The following is a 19,902-nucleotide window of genomic DNA, read 5'->3' as shown; positions in this document are numbered from 1 at the left end:
TGTCTCACCCAAATAGAATGTCTGACAAAGTTTTGATCTCGCGGTCCCAGATCGTCTGAAGAAGGGTCTCATATTGCATGTCGACCTCGATGGTACCATCTTCACTTTGAAGAATGATGCCAGCACGGATCCTCGTATCCACTTCAACGGATGATACTTTCAACTGACTTGCAGTGAACTTATCATTCTTTGAAATGAATGCCTTAGGCTTATCGATAACAGTCTTTGCTGACTCAACCATCTCCCGATACTGCTTCAGCTTTTCTTCGCTGGATGCAGACTCGAGGTCATTGAGTGCCGTCTCGAATGCCTTGGCGAGGATCTCTTTTTTCTTCGACAGGACGATTTTTTTACTCTCCAGATCTGCACTGGAAAGCTCCTGGCGTTTGAGAAGCTCAATTGCTTCTTTGAGCTTTTTGTCCTCTTTTTCTTTCATTTCGGAGATAGCTGCATCTGCCTCTGCCTGGATCTTCTTAAGTTCAGCTGTTTGCTGGACTGTGATCTCGGCGACTTTTGTGTCGGCGGATGCGACTATCTCCTTCGTTACGTTGTCAAGTGCCATGGAAGGGCCTCTCGACTTACATTACGAAGATTGCCATGATTGCGATAACGAGACCAAAGATAACGATTGTCTCAGGGAGAACCATGAATATCATCGCTTTACCGAAGAGAGCCTCGTTCTCGGTGATAGCACCGACTGCTGCTGCTCCGACATCTTTCTCTGCCATACCCGCACCGAGACCCGTAAGTCCGACTGCAAGTCCTGCTCCAATTGCAATAAGTCCTGTTCCAACGTCTGTCATTTTTATACCTCTTTATTAGTATTTTCTGTAGTTAAAATTGTTTTATTGCGTTTTACCTTCAGGGGCGAATATTCTATTCCATTACCCTCGAAGAATTTGGTCATCAACTCGACGAACTGCAACCTTAATGCGTGCAATCCTCCCGACAAGATGGCCAGTGTCCATATAACCAAGTGAAGGAACGAGAACAAAAGAAGACCTATGATAATCATAAGTATTCCCGGTGTCCCAGTCTGTATCGACATGATCATATCGAACACTATATAGTTGAATGCCAAAGCCATACCAGCCTTAGACATACCGATAGCGGCCAAACGAGTATAGGAAAGAATATTTCCTATCATTCCTGGAAGTTCCAGGATCGACTGCGCCTTCTCTCTCTTAAAGTTTATTGCAACTCCAGCGATAAGCAGAATAAATCCGATCGCGGTCACAATATAAACCTGCGTACCACGTATCACAACGGATGCATCTTCGACGATCATCACCTGCGTAAGCACGAAACAGAGAACTACCATACCAACGAATGATAAGATCCATCCTCCTTTTTCAACAAAGGCTTCTTTGTTGCCGTGCTGGATATACTTGTTGTAATATCCGCAGAAATAACCGATCAAAAGGTGTACAATTCCTATGTAGACTGACAATTTGAGAAGCAATGTAACAGCTTCCAATTTTCCAACTCCGTGGCCGAATGGAAGCAATCCACTGAACCATGCAGGGAATGTTACTCCCAACAGATGGTCCCAAGTTACATTGACCCCGCCACCCCATATTGTATTCTCGAAATCTTCTGTGACAAAGTGCATTCCAAGGGCTTCTCCAAAGAAGAAGAATCCAAAGACGAATGACCATATGCCTCCGAAGAACAATACCGTAGCGATGGCGCGCCAGTCTTTATGATGTGTTACTTTTAATCCATACGCTCCCAAAATAATGAAGGGAATCGCGTATCCGCAGTCTCCGATCATAAATCCAAACATCATTGGAAGGAAGATCATTATGAGGATCGACGGATCGATCTCCTGATATTTCGGTATCGATACCAATTTGGTTGGATACTCGAATTCCTTCGCAATTGTTCCATTATTGAATTTAGTCGGAACGGTCTTGTATCTATCCTCAACTTCCTCAGTCTCGTGCATACTTCTACCACGAGTTTCCTGGAATTCCACGTATACATCTTTTCCAAGTTTGGACTCGAGCTCATTCATTACTGTCTCGAGTTTCTTCGTCGGAACCCATGCATCCATGATGTACGAGTATTCTGTAATCGCGACCTTGAGAGGGAATTCCCCTTTCTCAATCTCGATAGATAACTGTTCATCTGATGCTCTCAGGAAGGTTTTATGTTTCATCTGAAGAACTTCGATTTCTTTCTCGACCGAATTCAACTGAACGGTGAGGTCCGCCAGTTTTTCGTCTGTTAACGCGATATTCTCACTTATGGAGCCCCTTCCCTCAGGAACGGACACCTCCGTGAATTCGAAATCAGCGAGTACTGCTGAAATCTTATCCCTCTCCGCTGTCCTCATAAAGACCGCGACGACACCGCCCTCCTTCTTTTTGAAGGAGACAAAATATTCGATGTCATTCATCGTTCTCAAGACCTCGGTGGGATCCTCGGCAACAGAACCGACGATCGATGTGATGGTCTTGTACCCAGAATATAGGTCAAGATCCACAGGGATCGGTGCGAGAAGCTCCAAGTTCTTCTTCTTAGAGTTTAACTCAGTGATTCTTTGACTAAGATCATTCCTTTTGTCGAGAACTTTCATTATTTCGTTCTCGGCATTTTCGACGCTGTCAGCTTTGATCTGACCTTTGATCTCATCTACTGGAACTTTAGAGGTCTCGGTATGTTTGTTTATACCAAGCTCTTTTTCCATGGCCCTAACTTTAAGCAACCTTTCAGATGCTTTTACGTTAGTAGACACAGTAGACCCAATAGAGAGTCCGTCCGCGCCGGTGGTATGATCGATCAAGTGGAGTGCCTTCACTCTGTAGAAGGCCTCTACGGCCTCATCCATGTGTGATTTGGTACCCACAATCACAATCCTACTCATCGACTCAGGAAGTGACATTTATGATCTCCTCAAACTTCTTTTTAAGAAAATCATTGACTTCCTTGCTCTTTCTCTTGGAAGAGGACTCGATAGAAGCGGCTTCTTTCTCGCCTACGGCAAGCTTTACAGCCCTCTCATTCTCAAGTATCCCTCTTTCCTTTGCCATTGCGGATTCATAAGTACTGCGCATCTCTGCTTCAGCGTTCTGAATTCTCTTGACAGAATCTCTGCGAGCTTCTGCAATCGCGTCCTTTTTATTTGCCTCGGCCTGTACGACCTTGGCGTCCGCTTTCGCTTCAGCCTCTTTAATTTCCGAAAGTATGTCAGTTCGGCTCAATTTACACTCCCCGACTATTTGCGGGATGCGATATCCTTTGACCTTACTTAAACGTAATGCTTTCTTTTGATTATTTTATTATATTAAAGGAATACTGTTTTGATCTTTTTCGTCATTTAATGAAAAATGACGTATTTCTACATTGGTTTCAGAGAGCAATTCTTTTGAAAGATCGTCAATATATCCAGAATCATATACAATTTCCACAATGCCGGAATTAATTAAGATCTTCGCACACATTGAACATGGAAAGGTAGTGGTATACACGGTGGCTCCATTTACACTCACTCCAAAATATGCTGCCTGGGCTACAGCATTCTGTTCTGCATGTACCCCCCTGCATAATTCATGTCTGGTACCAGATGGAATTTTTAATTGTTCTCTTATACATCCCATCTCAACACAATGGCGCGTGCCCTTGGGAGCTCCGTTGTAACCTGTAGAGAGTATATGTTTATCCTTTACAATTACTGCTCCAACCATCCTTCTGACACATGTGGACCTAGAAGAGACGAGATGTGCCATTGACATGAAATATTGGTCATTGGAAGGCCTGTTCATGATACCGCATCACACTAATTCTATAATTGGTTTTAGGAATAAGTTATAATCCAAAATGTAATATCTGATGATGATGAAGAAGGATACGAAAGAATCAATTGCGATCCTAATGGTCACAATTCTTGTCGTAGGTGGATTGTACGGTTACATACAGTATGAGTCCGACGTAAATCCGACTTTTACAAACATCGAATCTCAAAGCATGCAGCATTCCCATACTTCACAGATAGGTCTCATAGATACTGGAGACATGGTCATATTAAAAACAAAGGACAACACGGACAAAGATACATATGGACACTTGATAACATATGTAGAGGGCTCGAAGACAAGTGTTTCGTCTTTTGGTGAATACGGTACTGTTGTTGTTTATGAAAGGGACAATTCGACGACCGCCAATCCCATAATCCACCGTCTAATCCTTTGGCTTGATTATAATGAGGATACAGGACATTGGAGTGCCTATTCTTTATCAGATTATAGTAGTAATCTCTGGTCTTGCACCGGAAGTTCTGACTGGAATGATCTTAGTGGAACATTGACATTATATGATGTTGGTTATAGTTCCAAAGTTGTTTCTATTGATTTAGATCAACTTGCAGTAAAAGCCCCTCACAGTGGATATCTTACGATGGGAGATAATTCAGATAACTCTTATTTTGATCAATTGACCATAGTAATAGGCCTTGTTACTGAGAATCAAATCAATTCTGTTGCATGGATTGAAATTCCTTGGGGCGGAATAATTAAGTTGATCAGTAATGGTAAAAATACAGTTATCGATACGTGGGTTCCAAACTCAATTCCTTGTATGATAATATCAGCATTTTCAATTATTCTTTCAATTATTGCAATTAGCTCAATATACAATTATCATGAATTTTCAAAATATTACAAAAGACGTAATAATAAATGAGACCCCCACCCCTCCATTTCCATTGTAACCTATGAACACTAAATCAAATCAAATTTAGATTAGATTACATAAGTGTTGTTTGTTTTGTAGGTCTATAATTTACCAATGGTTCAAAAAGAGAATCCCTTACAAATTTCTCAATTATATCTTGATTAATATTCAATGAAAATTCTTTGGTTCTTCCATTTCTTCCTAATGATTTAACTTGGGCATGAATAATACCTAACATATCTAATTCTGATATCAAACCAGCAACTCTTCTTTGAGTTAAAATAGGAAGATTGATCATAGAACAAATTTCTCTATATGTAGTATATACATCACCAGTTGTCATCTTTTTATTATTACTTTCAAAATTTTTAATAATACTCATTAAAACTGTTTTTGATTGATTTGTTATTGTATTCATTACTTCAACAACTGCATCAAATTCAATTTTTTCACGTGCAAAATTAACATGTGCTTCAGTTACAATCGAATCTCCATTTCTTTCTGCGATATCTGCTGCAATTCTAAGAAAATCTAAAGCTTTCCTAGCATCACCTGAATCTTGAGCTGATAATGCTGCACAATAAGGTATTACTGCAAAATCAAGAACATCTACATCAAAAGCTTCTTTTGCTCTATCATAAAGAATATCTTGTAATTCTGAAGAATTATATGGATTGAAAACTATTTTTTCTTCACCTAATCTACTTTTTATTTTTGTTGTAAGCAATTCAGTGAATTTTGAATTATTTGTAATGCCTATAATTGAAACTCTTGATTTTTTAAGAATTTCATTCATTGTTGTAAGGAAATAAAATATATCGTCACCATTTTTCTTAAAAGATCTATCTATTTCATCAAGTACTATAATGAATACTTTGTCTTTTTCATCAATATAATTTGATAATTCATAATAAATTTTATCTAAAGCCCAACCTGTAAATGGAATTTTTCTATTAAATTCAGTGATTATTTGATTTGATATATTATATAAAATTCCAGATGGCGTATCCACGACTTCACAATTTATGTAAATATAACTACAATTTTTTTCATCAGGATCGGCTTTTTTTAATTCTTTTCCAATATAGTTTAAAACTGCGGTTTTTCCTGTTCCAGTTTTACCATATATCAAGATATTAGATGGTTTATCTTTATTTAATGAAGGTGCTAATATTTCTGCAATTTGATTTATTTGTATGTCTCTGTGAGGAAGTTGGTCTGGAATAAAGGACGATTGAAGAATATTTCTATTTTTTATTAGAATATTTCTTCTTTCCATATATTTTTCAAAAATTGATTTTTCCTTTTCCATTTGTACAACCACTCTTTCCGATGGAATACGTATTTATCCAAAGATTATAATGATTTGTTTTTTGTTGATTGATTTTGAGTACATCTATTTTATAACTGAATGAGTATTACCTTTCAATACCTTAGGAGATAGAACTATGAAAGGATGGTTAGTTATCGGAGGTTGCATTCTTGGGATTGTAGCCTTTGTTTTATTACTTTTCGCTATTGGAAAGTTATCTTAAGATCAAACTTTTTTTAATTTTAAATATTATCAATACCACTTCTATGATGCAGTGGAAATGGAGGGGTGGGGGGCATTAAATATAATTGTAATGACTCATTTGATTATTTACAAAAAATATTTTGATTTATGAGTGAAATAATAAAAGATAAATATTTTTTAATGTGTATTTCAATTTCATTAATAATTATGTTATCATTGTTCGTTGTTTCAAATGAAAAAGAACAAATAAAAATAGAAAATGAGAATATTTACGGAATTGTATATGATATAAACAAATCTTCCAATGGTTATACTTTTCAATTTCAAAAAACAGATTGTTTAATAATCAAATGTTATTATAAATATGAGCCAGACGTAGGTTCATATGAGATCGATGGCAAATTTTCTGATGATGGTTCTATATTTTTTGTAAGTTCAATGAAATTTGTTACCTTAGAATAAAATATAATATATTGATGAATTAGTCTTATACATGTACGTTGCAGTGGATGATACAGACTCAACAGAAGGAAACTGTACCACATTTTTGGCAACTGAGATAATCAGAGAACTGAATGATCTCGATCTAATAGGCAATCCCAGACTTGTTCGTTTAAATCCAGCAACTCCTTGGAAAACAAGGGGAAATGGCTCGTTGATAATGAGATTTGGAAAAGGTATTGGAAATAAGAGATTGATTGGTAATATTGGTGGTCGTGACATATATTGTTTTGATAGAATGAAATCATTTGAACCGAACGAAAACGATCTACTTAGAAGAATAATTCCCCTTATCGAAAAAAATCATGAACCGACAGCGGATCCCGGATTGATACTTTCAAAAAATAAGCCATCTCAATGTTTTTATTGGAATGGTGTGAGGACCATCATGGACCGGCAGATCATAGAAGATGAGATCTTAAGAATAGGTGCAAAAAAATTTGAGATTGGTAACGGAAGAGGTGTTATCGGGTGCATCTGTGGCATGGCCTGGAGGCCTCGCGACAGTACATATGAATTATTGACATATAGGCCAAGGGAAAGATGGGGTACCAAGCGCATATACGACCCCCTTAGCATAAGAGATGCTGAGCATTGCATTAGCACATCTTTCAATAGTTGGGAGGATAGGGCAGAGAAAGTTGCCATGGTCCCTTCCACTCCGTGCCCGGTGATGTATGGATTCAGAGGAGATATTCCAGACGATCTGATAAAAGGATATAAAATGATCAAGACAGAATCTCTTGATAGGTGGGTAATATTTCTTACAAATCAAGGTACTGACGATCATATAATTTATAATCCTAAAATATTGATTCCAAATCAATCCTATTATTTTGAAGGTCAGGTGACCTCTTTATCTGAACACATTAAAGGCGGACATGTTTTTATTGACATCATCACAAGATATGGTAGAATAACATGCGGTGCTTATGAACCGTCAAAGGAATTCCGTTATGTTCTCGATAATCTACGCATAGGTGACAAGATCGGAGTGATGGGAGAATTGAGAGAGGATCCGAGGACCTTGAACATAGAAAAGATCCATGTGTTAAAGGTCGTAGAAAGTTTTGAAAAAGTGTCCAATCCAATTTGTTCTGTTTGTGGTAGAACTATGGGTTCAGCAGGAACCGGACAAGATTTTCGTTGTAAGAAATGTCATACTAGAGCAAAGGATCCAGTAATTATAAAATCAAAAAGAGGGATGGTTACGGGTTGGTATGAACCTCCAACTTCTGCAAGACGTCATTTATCAAAACCACTCAAGAGAATGGGGGAAGAACAGCCAATTGATTTCGTTAATTGCCGAAGTCAATGACCGACAGTAATATATATTGTATTTTCGAGTTTACTCCATTCTCAGAAATGAGGTGTACGTTATGGAAGATGCAGTAATAATAAGCGCAGCAAGGACGCCTATAGGCAAATATGGAAAGGCATTAACCGGTATCAAAGCAACACAACTCGGGTCTGTTGCTCTCAATGAAGCGATAAAGAGGGCTGGAATCAAGACCACGGATATCGAGGAGTGCATAATGGGTAATGTTCTTTCCACCGGTCTTGGTCAGAACCCTGCGAGGCAGGCAGCGATCGGTGCAAATCTCCCAGTAGAGATTGGTTCATACACAGTCAATGCTGTGTGCGGGTCAGGATTGAAATCTGTAATGAATGCAGCAGACGCCATCAAAGCCGGCGAGTATAGTGTTATTGCTACCGGGGGAATGGAAAGCATGTCGAATGTTCCATACCTCTTAAATGGTGTTAGATGGGGACTCAAAATGAATGACCAACCTATGGTCGACACAATGGTTCATGACGGTCTTTGGGACATATTCAACAATCAACACATGGGATTCACCGGAGAAATTGTAGCCGAGAGATTCAATGTCAAGAGAGAAGATGCAGACAAGATATCTTATGAAAGTAATTTGAAAGCCGCGAAAGCGCAGGCTGAAGGTAAATTCGATAAAGAGATCGTCCCCGTTGTAGTCCCAGATAAGAAAGGGGACATAATATTCAATAAAGATGAAGGAGTCAGAGCGGATACTACTTTGGAATCACTTGCAAAATTAAAGCCTGTCTTCAAAAAAGACGGTGTTGTTACAGCTGGTAATTCTTCACAGCTAAGTGATGGAGCAGCCGCGTGTATCATTACTTCAAGATCATGGGCAGAGGAACACGGCATTAAACCCATTGCAGAGATCGTGGCCTATGGAGAGCGTGGTGTGAAACCTGAATACATTATGGAAGCACCTATACCCACAACTAAACATGTGCTCAAGAAGGCAGAGATGACGATCGACGATATCGATTTATTCGAACACAACGAGGCATTTGCCACAGCATCATGTGCAGTAAAGAAAGAGCTGAATGTTCCAGATGAGGCATTCAATGTCAATGGAGGAGCAATCGCCCTCGGACACCCGATAGGATGTTCTGGAGCACGTGTTCTTACAACATTGATATATGCACTTCATGATCGCAATTTGGATACAGGACTCGCAACACTCTGTCTTGGTGGCGGAAATGCAGTCACAATGATCGTCCGCAGATATTAAAATTTCAAGGGGGTACAACCCCCATTACCCTTTTTTATTATTCATCAAAGAATATATGAACACTCAGTTGGATTAGGATGACCATGGAATTGAACGCTGTTCTGGAGAATATCGAAGGCTCCCGTAAGGACATCGTCAAGGTCATGTCCGAAATGATTGGAATACCTGCAATGGCTCCTGAAAATGGAGGTATTGGCGAAAGTAAGAGAGCAGACATGCTCCAAAGGTGTTTGGTAGGATATGATTCAATTCAACGTATAGACGTTCTCGACGAAAATAATCCCTTAATAAAAAGATCCAATATCTTGGCGAAAAAGAACGGCGAGGGCAAAGGCACTGTATGGATCGTTGCACATATGGATACCGTTCCCGCTGGTAATTTGGATGATTGGGATACAGATCCATTTAAGGCCGTTGTTAAAGATGGAAAGATATATGGGCGCGGCACAGAAGATAATGGTCAGGCCGTACTTTCTTCCATGTTCGCATCAAAATTTATTCCAGCAGATATACTTTCAAAAAAATCAATCGGCATCGCATATGTCGCTGATGAAGAAACTACGAGTCGCATGGGAATAGAGTATCTTCTAAATCATGGCTATTTTTCCGAGGATGATGTATTTATCGTTCCAGATTGGGGGATTCCAGGAGGCTCCATGATAGAGGTTTCTGAGAAAAATCTCATATGGCTTAAATTCGAGGTCATTGGGAAGACAACACACGGATCCACTCCAAATAAAGGACAGAACGCATTCCGCGTCGGTACTTTTTTCCTATCAGAACTTATGAGTAAGCTTGCAAGAGAGTTCAACGAGACCGATCCATTGTTTGATCCTGCAATGTCAACGTTTGAACCGACCAAGAATGAGATTACTTCTCTGAATGTAAATACAATCCCTGGAAAGTTCGAGTTCTATATGGACATCCGGGTCATTCCCAAGTACGATCTGGATGATATCAAGGCGTCTGTGGTTGAGTTATCCAGGGAATATGAACGCAGGACCGGCTCACACATACACGTTACAGAGGTTCAGAGGCACAAATCTGGAAAGATGTCTTCTACAGATTCAGAGATCTTTGTCGCACTTTCTGATTCGATAGAATCCGTTGTGGGCGTTAGACCAAAGGCGATCGGTGTCGGTGGGGCTACATGTGCTAACTTCTTCAGAGAAAGGGGATATGATGCATATGTGTGGGAATATGGAGGAGGAACACTTCATGGACCGAACGAGTACGTTCCTATTGATAGCATCGTAATAGATGCAAAGGTGTTTGCCACTTTGCTTTACAAATTGTGTGTATGATCTTGAAATGATCATTCAAAAAGTCTTTCAAGCATCCAGTCTGCATTGAATTGCTCTATATCATCGTAACCTTGGCCGTTGCATACAAAAGCAATAGGTTTTCCGATGGTGTGTGCAATAGAAAGTGCTGCACCACCCTTTGCATCTGTGTCGATCTTTGTCAGGATCACAGCATCGATTCCTACTGCGTCATCAAAAACCTTTGCCTGTTCGATCGCATCATTGCCTGCGAGGGCATCACCGACAAAGATCTTCAATGCTGGTTTGGAAACACGCGCAATCTTTTTCATCTCATCAATGAGATTATTATTTGTCTGCATACGTCCAGCAGTATCTATGAGTACGACATCTCTTCTTTTTGATTTTGCGTGTTCTATTGCATCATATGCAACAGCGGCCGGATCTGCGTCCTGTGCCTGCTTGACTATTTTTACATTGAGTCTGTCAGCGTGCACAGAGAGTTGTTCGATTGCCCCAGCTCTAAATGTATCACATGCGGCCATAACAACACTTTTGCCATCTTTTTGAAGCATATTTGCAATCTTGGCTATTGCTGTGGTTTTTCCTGTGCCGTTGATACCGATGAACATTATCACAGTTGGTCTGGTCTGTTCATTTATCCATTTTTTGAAATCGAATTCATTGACCGTTAGAACACTTCTGACGGATTCTTTTACAGCTGTTTCGACAACCTGTTCGAGGGTGAATTCCCGGCTGTATTTCTTATTTACAAGATTGTCGCGCACACCGAGGATCACTTCTTGGACCACAGGGTATGCGACGTCGGATTCTAAAAGTGCTAATTCAAGTTCGTCAAGAATATCGTCCAGAGGATCTTCTTTGATTTTTTTTCCACTGTCTCCGACCATTTTATCTGTGGAATATTTGGAATCAGTAGACGATTTTTTATCGGGTTTAGTATCTGTTCTCTTCTGTTTATCCAATTTTATCTGTTCCTTCCTAGAGACAGTTTTATCTTCTGTTAAGGGGGTCGGAATTTCAGAAATTTGAATTAAAGTTTCGTCTTTGGAAGGAACTTTCTCAGGTTTCGCTGGTTCATCTGTTGGTTGTTCGTATAATTTCTCTGAATCCAGCTTTTCTGATTTATGAAAAACATTTTTAAGCTTGGATTTAAGCGAATCGAACATCTTCACTGACCTTTCTGTTGTTTGTTGCGGTACTCATTCTGTATGGCCATTGTGAGGTCGTTAGCTAAACATTCGATCTCTCCCATGGCATTAACTGCATTTTTAAGAGTATCTGAGCACTCGTTTCCGGTGGCGACTGCAAATTCAATGGCCTCGTCGATCGTCTTTTCGATAGAAACGCGATTTCCAACATTTACAATTACTTTTGTTTTTGCCGATACATTGACATTTATGTAAGATGAGGCTCCGATTGGAAGAAGTACTTCGTCGCCTTCCTTGGCATCCTTCAAGGCTTTAAGGGTCTCACGTGCTCTGAGTATGTCATCCATTGATGCTTGGAGCACTTGTGCTTGGCGGCCTAGCGATTCCAGTTGTTTGTTGTAGGATTCAAGGACCGCCATCGCCTGACGGAGCTCACCATCTTCCATCTCACTCACCGATATCGTATTTCACTACGTGGCTTATGACCTGGTCAGCGGGAATCTCAGTGATTTCTGTGATGTCGATCTGTCTTCTCTTGAGCCTGTGTTTGCTACCGAATGTGGAAAGTGCTTTCTCTCTTACTGCGGCTTCGTTCTCTCCAGACATTTCAACTGAAAATTTCTGCTGTTTTTGTCTGGGGTCTGCAAATGAACCTGTTACGCGAAATGCTTTCATTATTATTACCCTATATCGGGGAATTATATTTAATTAATAAATGTTTGGTGTCGAGAGGTGTCAATGTCCTGTGTTTTTAGAGCAAACATAGACTGCAATCTTGTTTTCCGCATGGTTTGTTATCAATCTTCCATTCAAGTGCCCATATTTTAATTTCATGAACGATCTTCATTAATTCTCTTGCAGGTTCTGTAAGACGGTATTCACTTTTCACAGGAAAGGAGGACGAATCGATCCTGTTCTCTATCATTCCTTCGGCTTCTAGTTCCTTCAAACGTTCGGATAACATTTTTGGCGTTATGTCCTTCATTCCTGATTTTATTTCTGAGAATCTCTTCCATTCTGTACCGTGATCGGTTCCTTTGTAGAGTTCCAGTAAAATCATTATTGTCCATTTTTTTGCAAGATATTCCATTGTTTTGTAAACAGTGCATTCATGATCCATGGTATGGTCTTAGAAACTCTCTACCATATATAAGTTAGTATAGTTATGATACTTAGTTCAAAAAATATACATGGCAATCTTAAACTCGAATTGCTAGGATCTAAACAAATAAGAATTGTTCAGAGTGGCACTGTGAAAACAATCGAAGATTGAGGGTGTTTGAGATTTCAGTATTATATCAATGGAGGAAAAAAATGAAATGCAGGCAATGTGAAGAATCCCTGGTAGGGACAGGATGTATCAAGAACGGGGTTTGTGGGAAATCTGCAGATGTGGCAGATGCGCAGGATATGCTGATCCAATCATTGATAGTTCTCTCGAAAGGGACTATTGAAAAAGAATTTGGTGAGGAAATAGTACGGGACATCGATAGAAGGATCGTAGCCGGTCTTTTCATGACCCTCACGAACACAAATTTTGACATCGAATGTATAAAGAATGAGTTTCAGAGCAACAAAGAGTTGAAAAATAGACTGAAGATAGAATGTCATTTCTGCAGTGTTGGACATCCGGTAGAAGGCATAGGTGTCGATTCGTATGATATAAATGAGGATCTGAGGTCATTGAAGGAAATTTTGCTTGCAGGTCTGAAAGGGCTTGCGGCATACTATCATCATTCAGTCGTATTGGGATATGAGGACAGTTCTATCCCGGCATTCATCAGGAAGGCATTGTGTTCGTTGAGGACAGATCATTCAGCGGAAGAATTGATAGCCTTAAACCTCGAATGCGGAGAAGTAGGAGTTGTGTGTCTGGCACTTTTAGATAAAGCAAATACTGAGACATATGGTGTGCCTGAGATAACTTCTGTTGCAACAGGTGTAAGTTCCAATCCAGGGATATTGATAACGGGACATGATCTGAGAGACCTATACATGTTGCTAGAGCAGAGTCAGGGCAGCGGAGTCGACATATACACTCACGGGGAGATGCTTCCTGCGAACGCATATCCAGTCATGAAGAAGTATGCGAATCTAAAGGGTAATTATGGTGGTGCATGGTATCTTCAAAAAAAGGATTTTGAAATGTTCAATGGGCCCATATTAGCGACAACTAATTGCGTTCTGCTTCCTTCCGAGGCATATGGGCACAGATTATTCACCACGGGTGTCGCTGGTATTCCAGGAGCAACCCATATCGAAGCAGATAAGGATGGATATAAGGATTTTTCAAAAGTAATTGAAATGGCAAAGAAATGTTCAGCGCCAAGTTCGATAGATGATTTGACCCTTACTATCGGATTCGGACATGAAACTGTGTTGTCTTTATCTAATAATATAGTTGATGCTGTGAACAGTGGTGCGATAAAGAGATTCGTCGTTATGGCAGGCTGTGATGGAAGGGAGAAGGGAAGAGAGTATTATACGCAATTCGCGAAAGAACTTCCAAATGACACAATAATTCTCACCGCGGGATGTGCGAAGTATCGTTACAACAAGTTATGTCTTGGCGATATAGGCGGAATTCCGCGTGTCATCGATGCCGGTCAATGTAATGATTGTTATTCTCTGGTGGTCATAGCATCAGCTCTTGCAAAGATCTTCGATACAGACATTAACAGCTTACCTATTTCGTTCAACATCTCATGGTATGAACAGAAGGCATGTCTTGTTTTGTTATCGTTGCTTTCCTTAGGGGTCAAAGACATAATGCTGGGGCCGCGGTTGCCTGTATTTCTGACACCAAATGTGACAAAGGTACTGGTTGGAAGTTTTGGGATAAAGGTCAATAGTGATGTCAGATCAGATATGGTAATATTGAAAATAGAGTGATAAACATCAAAACTTTTTACATTTTTATCTTATGGAAAATAGGTTCGTAGCTCAAGTCATATCAATGGGTCCTTTCTTTCGGAATCATAACCCCAATTTGCTTCCCTGCGACCTATAAGAAAAATTGCTGCGAATTCAGGAACTTCAGTTTCACCAGTTTTTAAGGAAATACGTTGATCCTTGATCATAAGTTCGTACGGCCGTTTCATTGTGATCTTTACCGGTTCGTCAGAGTAAGATTCTGGAACTGCATTGAATAATGGGTTATATTCCGTTAGTTCATCGCGAGAGATCGGGCTGACCCTCAATCCGGTTTTTCCGTGTACCGATCCAGGTAGGCGGATCAATCTTTTTATGTCGGGAGTGACAGGTTTATCGACCTCTCCAGACATCATGCGGGATTTATCTTCTTTCATGATCTTGATCAGCATGTCCTGATCGCGTTTGTTGAGGAGACTCATATCGTTTTTTTCAAACATCGTTTTTTGAGCAAGGATAAGTCTTTCTTGGAATTTCAACAAACTCTGTGATGCGCTTCCTTTGATGGAGGGATATGTTTTTTTCAATGGAGAGGGGTCCATGGTGCACAGGTCTTCTACGACCTCTATGAGCCCATTCCTCATTTTCAATCTCCAGCCTCCCGAGTTCTCATCGGGGATGGTTCTTATTTCAATGATATTGGGCCTGGCCTGGCCATTCACCACTGCAGTGCCCATCAATCTTCTGTCGATCGGAAATATCCAGTCGATGTCCATTCCTGAACATGTGATGTAATCGACCAATTCTCTTCTTTCATGGGTCCCTAGTGTCAGGACATCAGACTGTATGACGTGTGCATGATATCCCCTGCCGCCAGAGAAACAAAGTTGTATCTGATCTTCGGCAAATCCAAGGTCGCCCATAAGGAAGGAATCTACTAGTGTGATCATTTCTTTGCGTATCTGGATCATCATTGCGTCATATGTCATCTTTTCTGCACCATCCAGATGATCCGCGTCTAGATCGAAGATCAATTCTGCGCCCATCCATTCTTTTTCATCCATTGATGGTGCGGCGGGGCGCCTGTAGTAAGCGGTCGAATAGTAGCTATGTTTGGGGACTTGGGAGATCATGAAGCGTTTAAGGTCATCTGCTGTGTTGAAAGCCATATGCCTCTGCATTATTTCCTTGTCGAAGAACATGAAACCAAATTCCCTTTTGGTATGCCGGTGAGGCATCCAAGGATCGTATTCTTTGTAGTATTTCCTGAAGGATTTCAACAGGAAGCGAGAATTATGGTCCATATGATTGAGATTATTGCAAGCAAGCTATAATTACGTTGCTTATTGCTTATAGGTCATGGACAAGTTGCCTGTTTATGATGACCATTTTCATATGAGTCCGTCCGGTAGGAATGTCGACGCGCTTCTGGAATTCAAAGCGGCAGGAGGAACAGGTATTACATTGGTGACTCTCCCATATGCAGAAGTGCCGATCACCAAGGGCGAAGATTTTGCAAGGTCCTATGAGATAACGTATGATCTCGCAAAAAAGGCTAGAGCTGTTACAGAGCTCGAGATCAATATTGCGGTGGGGCCATATCCGGTGTTGATAATCCCTCTTGCTGAACACTATGGCCTTGAAGTCGCTGAGGAAATGCTGATGAAGGGGATGGAAGACGCTGCCAAGGATGTTGCCGATGGAAAAGCTTGTGCGATAGGCGAGATCGGTAGGCCGCATTTTGAAACAGATCAAAGATATAGCGATGCGTCAAACCGCATACTTCTCAGAGGAATGGAACTCGCCAGGGAAAATGATGTTCCGGTGATAATACACTGTGAATCAGGATCCACAGAAACAAACCGGTCCTTGGCGGATATCGCAAAAAAAGCAGGACTGGATCCAGGTTTGGTAGTCAAGCATTCATCACCACCATTTGTTACAGATAAAGAGACGTATGGCGTCATGCCCTCGATTCCAGCATCAAGGTCGAACATCAAAGAAGCGTTAAGCAAAGGCACGACCCGGTTCATGATCGAAACAGATTATATCGACGATCCAGAAAAACCGATGGCAATAATGGCACCTGCAACAGTACCTAATAAGGTCAGGCAAATGTTGGGTTCTGGGATGGCGGATGAAGAAGCAGTCCGTAGGATATGTAAGGATATTCCTGATTCATTGTATCATCGTTGATAGGTGTGTTTCGAAATAGGTCCTTCAGCTTTCGAGCTGATATGTTTATCAATATGTAACATATCCAACATATTGCGACAGTTATGCAGGTTAAAATTCTTTGTATCTATGATGAAGGCGCTGTAGAAAATATGCCATATATTGGAGCCAAGGGTTTCTCTCTCTTGGTCGAGGTGGATGGTCAGCGTACGCTTTTCGATACAGGCATGAGACCAAGATATCTTTCACACAATATGGCTTATCTCGACGTTAAACCAGAATCCATAGACAGGGTGGTCATATCGCATGTCCACAGGGATCACACAGGTGGTCTAGAAGGACTCTTGATCGAGAAGCCATCAAACACTGATATTTTTGCTCCAGCTTCCGCAAAAGGTAGTAAAGGTATTTTCAGGACCAACGGCCTTTATATTTCTCCAGAATTCAAAGATAGGGTGACCTTGAAAGAAGTAGATGATTGGGTACAGATAAGTGAGAACCTCTTCATCACTCCACCCATATCCTACGAAGGTGGAGATGAATGTTTCTTGGTCATAATGTCCAAGAAAGGTCCGATCGTTCTAAGTGGGTGCTCTCACTGCGGGGTCGAGGCAGCAATAGCGGCAGTTAAGGAAAGATTTGGAATCGCTCCGAAAACATATATCGGCGGTATACATTTGATGAAGAAAGAGAAGAGTAAAGCGCAATCTATTGCCGAGATTTTCAAGGACGCACAGTGTTTGGACCTTTGGCTCAACCATTGTACAAGTCGTGAAGGTATGACTGAATTGAGGGTGTGTCTCGGGTTGAACGGTGTAAAGAATTTTTATGTTGGTATGACCAGGGAATACGAGGTGTAATTATGTTCTGGCGCGCAAGAACAGGATTGATGTTCCTGTTGATGACTCTGATGCTCACAGCAATTGGGTATCTTGTTGGATGGGTGTTCAATAATTGGTCAGTTGGTGTGGTCATCATGTTGACTGTAGCTGTAGTTATTGGATTTTATGCATATTTCTTCTCTAAACAAGCAGCACTGAGGGCTAACAAGGCCCGTATTGTAACTGAAGAGGAAGAACCCAGGTTATATGCTATTGTAAGAAAACTTGCCAACGAAGCAAACCTTCCAATGCCTGAGGTAGGGGTTGCCGATACATCAATGCCAAACGCATTCGCTACTGGAAGGAATCCTAAAGATGCAGCGGTTGTTGCAACAAGGGGGATATTGGCATTGTTGCCCGATGATGAGCTCGAGGGTGTATTCGCCCACGAACTGTCGCATGTAAAGAACAGGGATATCCTCGTGATGTCCGTCGTGTCGACGATGGCGGCTGTTGTGAGCTTTACGGCAAGATATGCAGCGTTGATGGTTGCTTTCAGCAGTAATGGTGAGAACAGGGACAAGATGTTCCTGATTGCAATAGCTCTCAGTATAACGGCACCAATAGCGGCAGTCCTTGTGCAATTGGGCATATCAAGGAGCAGGGAATACCTCGCAGATGAATCTGCAGCAAAAATGACCCGCAATCCTCGTGCGCTTGCTCGTGCGCTCAAACACATTGACGCAGGATGCAAGACGACTCAGGATACATATGCGAGCACATCCTATGCTGATATGATGATATGCAATCCTTTGGTAGGGCACAACAGGTCTTTCCTTTCAGGTATTTTCAGCACTCATCCTCCTACAGAGGAGAGGATCAGAAGGCTCAATGAGCTTGCTGACAAGTACGATGCTGAGGATGGCAAGAAAAAGGATATTAAGAAAAAAGAGAGTTATAAAGATAATTCAGACTACATCTATTGAATCATTTGACGGGCTCCCATTTTGCAAGTTCGTTGACCTTTGAGAGGGTAGACCCCCTGCGGATCTCTTCGCGGGTGCGGTTCTCCCTTTCATTCACATCTATGGAACGGTTAGCCACCTCAACGGCGACCTCTTTTGGTACTACGATAAGCCCGCTTTCATCACCGATTATCCAATCTCCAGTACGGACCTTTTGTCCTCCGACCGTCACTTCTATACCGATCCCGCCATATCCCTTTGCCTCTCCGGCACACGGTGTGACGGATCTCGCAAACGCAGGGAATCCGAGTTTTCTTATGTCATCGATATCCCTTATAGCTCCATCGATGACGACTCCTTTGACACCCATTATCATGGCAGAATTTGTGGCTAGCTCACCCCAAACAGCCATAGGAGCTCCTCCGACGTCAATCACAATGATGTCTCCAGGTTTTGCAATGTCAATGGCCTCTACGGGTTTTGCCCAATCTCCATTAGAGGTTTGAACGGTCAGGGCTTTTCCAGCCATGCGTTCGCCATCCTTTATGTAGGGTTGTAGACCGAACATTATTCCTTGTTTGTGATGAGCATCGGATATATTGCATGTGGAACATTTTAGAAACGCTTCGAAAAGTTCATCTTCATTGTATTTTTTTGCAATGCTAGATTTCACATCGATGCCTGCCATTGCTTTCTTTATTATCGAGGTGGCCTCTTTTACATTGGGAACCTTTATTATGCCTCCTCCTACGATAATATCCGAAGCACCAGCTTCGATGTATTCTTTGACCGTGTTAGCGGTTATTCCTCCAGCCACAGCAATTGGTATGGATGTTTCAGAGACTATCTTTTTCAATATGTCGATAGGTGGTTCTTCACCCTTCATTTGGGAGTCTATGCCCATATGTAAGCATATATACGCCACACCGAGTTTCTCAACCTCTTTGGATCTGGTGACACGATCTGGAACATTGATCATGTCGATCATCACTGAGGCACCATATTTTCTTCCGACCGAGACAGCCTCTTCAATGGTCGAATCATCTGCAAGTCCAAGGACCGTTATTATGTTGGCACCGGCCTTTGCCATCATCTCTACTTCTGTGCCCCCCACATCCATGGTCTTGGTATCTGCGATTATTATCGCATGTGGAAATTCTCTGCGGAGAGTACGTACGGCATCAGCACCTTCACTCTTAATGAGGGGGGTACCGACCTCTATCCAATCCGCACCTCCATCGATTGCCTCTTTAGCGATCGAGACGGCCCTATTGAGTTGCATCAGGTCCAGTGCTACTTGCAGGACAGGTTTCATAATTCTTCATGGGTTGGGCATTATTTACACTTATTGAGAGATTAGAAATGCCGCTCAGCTCGCCCGTCTATC

Annotated in this window: 21 protein-coding genes; 9 read left to right on the top strand and 12 right to left on the bottom strand. The window is 41.3% G+C overall.

What is annotated here, in order from left to right:
- Positions 1-4 precede the first annotated feature (4 nt).
- The 5 genes from KRP56_00355 to KRP56_00335 form a co-directional block, all read right to left on the bottom strand.
- Entirely contained in the window at positions 5-562 is a 558-nt protein-coding gene (locus KRP56_00355; protein ID UAL07754.1) for a hypothetical protein, read from the bottom strand.
- A 16-nt stretch (positions 563-578) separates the two neighbouring features.
- Complete coding sequence (locus tag KRP56_00350) at positions 579-803, bottom strand: ATPase (GenBank protein ID UAL07753.1); 225 nt, start codon at positions 801-803, stop codon at positions 579-581.
- Between the two features lie 2 nt (positions 804-805).
- Positions 806-2,833 carry a V-type ATP synthase subunit I gene (locus KRP56_00345; protein ID UAL08401.1) on the bottom strand — a complete coding sequence of 676 codons (2,028 nt, stop codon included), beginning with the start codon at positions 2,831-2,833 and terminating at the stop codon, positions 806-808.
- A 40-nt stretch (positions 2,834-2,873) separates the two neighbouring features.
- Positions 2,874-3,206, bottom strand: coding sequence for a hypothetical protein (locus KRP56_00340; GenBank protein ID UAL07752.1), 333 nt, complete (start codon positions 3,204-3,206; stop codon positions 2,874-2,876).
- Between the two features lie 78 nt (positions 3,207-3,284).
- Positions 3,285-3,767: a cytidine/deoxycytidylate deaminase family protein gene (locus KRP56_00335; protein ID UAL07751.1), complete on the bottom strand. Its 483-nt coding sequence runs from the start codon at positions 3,765-3,767 to the stop codon at positions 3,285-3,287.
- Between the two features lie 73 nt (positions 3,768-3,840).
- Here KRP56_00335 and KRP56_00330 point away from each other — a divergent pair, with 73 nt between their 5' ends.
- A complete protein-coding gene (locus KRP56_00330) occupies positions 3,841-4,683 on the top strand; it encodes a S26 family signal peptidase (GenBank protein UAL08400.1) in 843 nt (280 codons plus the stop codon).
- A gap of 64 nt (positions 4,684-4,747) precedes the next feature.
- On the opposite strand, the gene KRP56_00325 is transcribed toward KRP56_00330, so the two are convergent.
- Positions 4,748-5,986: an ORC1-type DNA replication protein gene (locus tag KRP56_00325; protein ID UAL07750.1), complete on the bottom strand. Its 1,239-nt coding sequence runs from the start codon at positions 5,984-5,986 to the stop codon at positions 4,748-4,750.
- A 351-nt stretch (positions 5,987-6,337) separates the two neighbouring features.
- On the opposite strand from KRP56_00325, the gene KRP56_00320 reads away from it, so the two are divergent.
- The 4 genes from KRP56_00320 (at position 6,338) to KRP56_00305 (ending at position 10,553) form a co-directional block, all read left to right on the top strand.
- Entirely contained in the window at positions 6,338-6,652 is a 315-nt protein-coding gene (locus KRP56_00320; protein ID UAL07749.1) for a hypothetical protein, read from the top strand.
- A 31-nt stretch (positions 6,653-6,683) separates the two neighbouring features.
- The gene (locus KRP56_00315; GenBank protein UAL07748.1) at positions 6,684-8,009 is read left to right on the top strand and encodes a tRNA(Ile)(2)-agmatinylcytidine synthase; all 1,326 of its coding nucleotides are present in this window, start codon (positions 6,684-6,686) and stop codon (positions 8,007-8,009) included.
- A gap of 61 nt (positions 8,010-8,070) precedes the next feature.
- Positions 8,071-9,249: an acetyl-CoA C-acetyltransferase gene (locus tag KRP56_00310; GenBank protein ID UAL07747.1), complete on the top strand. Its 1,179-nt coding sequence runs from the start codon at positions 8,071-8,073 to the stop codon at positions 9,247-9,249.
- A gap of 83 nt (positions 9,250-9,332) precedes the next feature.
- Entirely contained in the window at positions 9,333-10,553 is a 1,221-nt protein-coding gene (locus tag KRP56_00305; GenBank protein ID UAL07746.1) for a M20 family metallo-hydrolase, read from the top strand.
- A gap of 11 nt (positions 10,554-10,564) precedes the next feature.
- Here KRP56_00305 and ftsY read toward each other — a convergent pair whose 3' ends face one another.
- From ftsY to KRP56_00285, 4 genes are all read right to left on the bottom strand, one after another.
- A complete protein-coding gene (gene ftsY / locus KRP56_00300; protein UAL07745.1) occupies positions 10,565-11,701 on the bottom strand; it encodes a signal recognition particle-docking protein FtsY in 1,137 nt (378 codons plus the stop codon).
- A 2-nt stretch (positions 11,702-11,703) separates the two neighbouring features.
- Complete coding sequence (pfdA, locus tag KRP56_00295; GenBank protein ID UAL07744.1) at positions 11,704-12,129, bottom strand: prefoldin subunit alpha; 426 nt, start codon at positions 12,127-12,129, stop codon at positions 11,704-11,706.
- 1 nt (position 12,130) lies between these two features.
- A complete protein-coding gene (locus tag KRP56_00290) occupies positions 12,131-12,358 on the bottom strand; it encodes a 50S ribosomal protein L18a (protein ID UAL07743.1) in 228 nt (75 codons plus the stop codon).
- A gap of 76 nt (positions 12,359-12,434) precedes the next feature.
- Positions 12,435-12,803 carry a helix-turn-helix transcriptional regulator gene (locus KRP56_00285; protein ID UAL07742.1) on the bottom strand — a complete coding sequence of 123 codons (369 nt, stop codon included), beginning with the start codon at positions 12,801-12,803 and terminating at the stop codon, positions 12,435-12,437.
- 194 nt (positions 12,804-12,997) lie between these two features.
- Here KRP56_00285 and hcp point away from each other — a divergent pair, with 194 nt between their 5' ends.
- On the top strand, positions 12,998-14,575 hold the full coding sequence (hcp, locus tag KRP56_00280; GenBank protein ID UAL07741.1) for a hydroxylamine reductase: 1,578 nt from the start codon (positions 12,998-13,000) through the stop codon (positions 14,573-14,575).
- A gap of 56 nt (positions 14,576-14,631) precedes the next feature.
- Here hcp and priS read toward each other — a convergent pair whose 3' ends face one another.
- Positions 14,632-15,858 (bottom strand): DNA primase catalytic subunit PriS, encoded by a 1,227-nt coding sequence (gene priS, locus KRP56_00275; protein ID UAL07740.1) that lies wholly within the window; start codon positions 15,856-15,858, stop codon positions 14,632-14,634.
- Between the two features lie 55 nt (positions 15,859-15,913).
- Here priS and KRP56_00270 point away from each other — a divergent pair, with 55 nt between their 5' ends.
- From KRP56_00270 to KRP56_00260, 3 genes are all read left to right on the top strand, one after another.
- Positions 15,914-16,750, top strand: a complete 837-nt coding sequence (locus KRP56_00270) for a TatD family hydrolase (GenBank protein UAL07739.1) — start codon at positions 15,914-15,916, stop codon at positions 16,748-16,750.
- An 83-nt stretch (positions 16,751-16,833) separates the two neighbouring features.
- Positions 16,834-17,589, top strand: a complete 756-nt coding sequence (locus KRP56_00265; GenBank protein ID UAL07738.1) for an MBL fold metallo-hydrolase — start codon at positions 16,834-16,836, stop codon at positions 17,587-17,589.
- A 2-nt stretch (positions 17,590-17,591) separates the two neighbouring features.
- Positions 17,592-18,536 carry a M48 family metalloprotease gene (locus KRP56_00260; protein ID UAL07737.1) on the top strand — a complete coding sequence of 315 codons (945 nt, stop codon included), beginning with the start codon at positions 17,592-17,594 and terminating at the stop codon, positions 18,534-18,536.
- A 1-nt stretch (position 18,537) separates the two neighbouring features.
- Here the strand turns inward: KRP56_00260 and KRP56_00255 are convergent, their stop codons facing one another.
- Positions 18,538-19,830 carry an orotidine 5'-phosphate decarboxylase gene (locus KRP56_00255; GenBank protein ID UAL07736.1) on the bottom strand — a complete coding sequence of 431 codons (1,293 nt, stop codon included), beginning with the start codon at positions 19,828-19,830 and terminating at the stop codon, positions 18,538-18,540.
- Between the last annotated feature and the right edge of the window lie 72 nt (positions 19,831-19,902).

The organism is Candidatus Methanogranum gryphiswaldense, from assembly GCA_019262145.1.
In the GTDB taxonomy this organism is placed as follows: Archaea; Thermoplasmatota; Thermoplasmata; order Methanomassiliicoccales; family Methanomethylophilaceae; genus Methanogranum; species Methanogranum gryphiswaldense.
The sequence above is the reverse complement of the archived record's forward strand: the minus strand, read 5'-3'. Positions and strand labels throughout refer to the sequence as shown.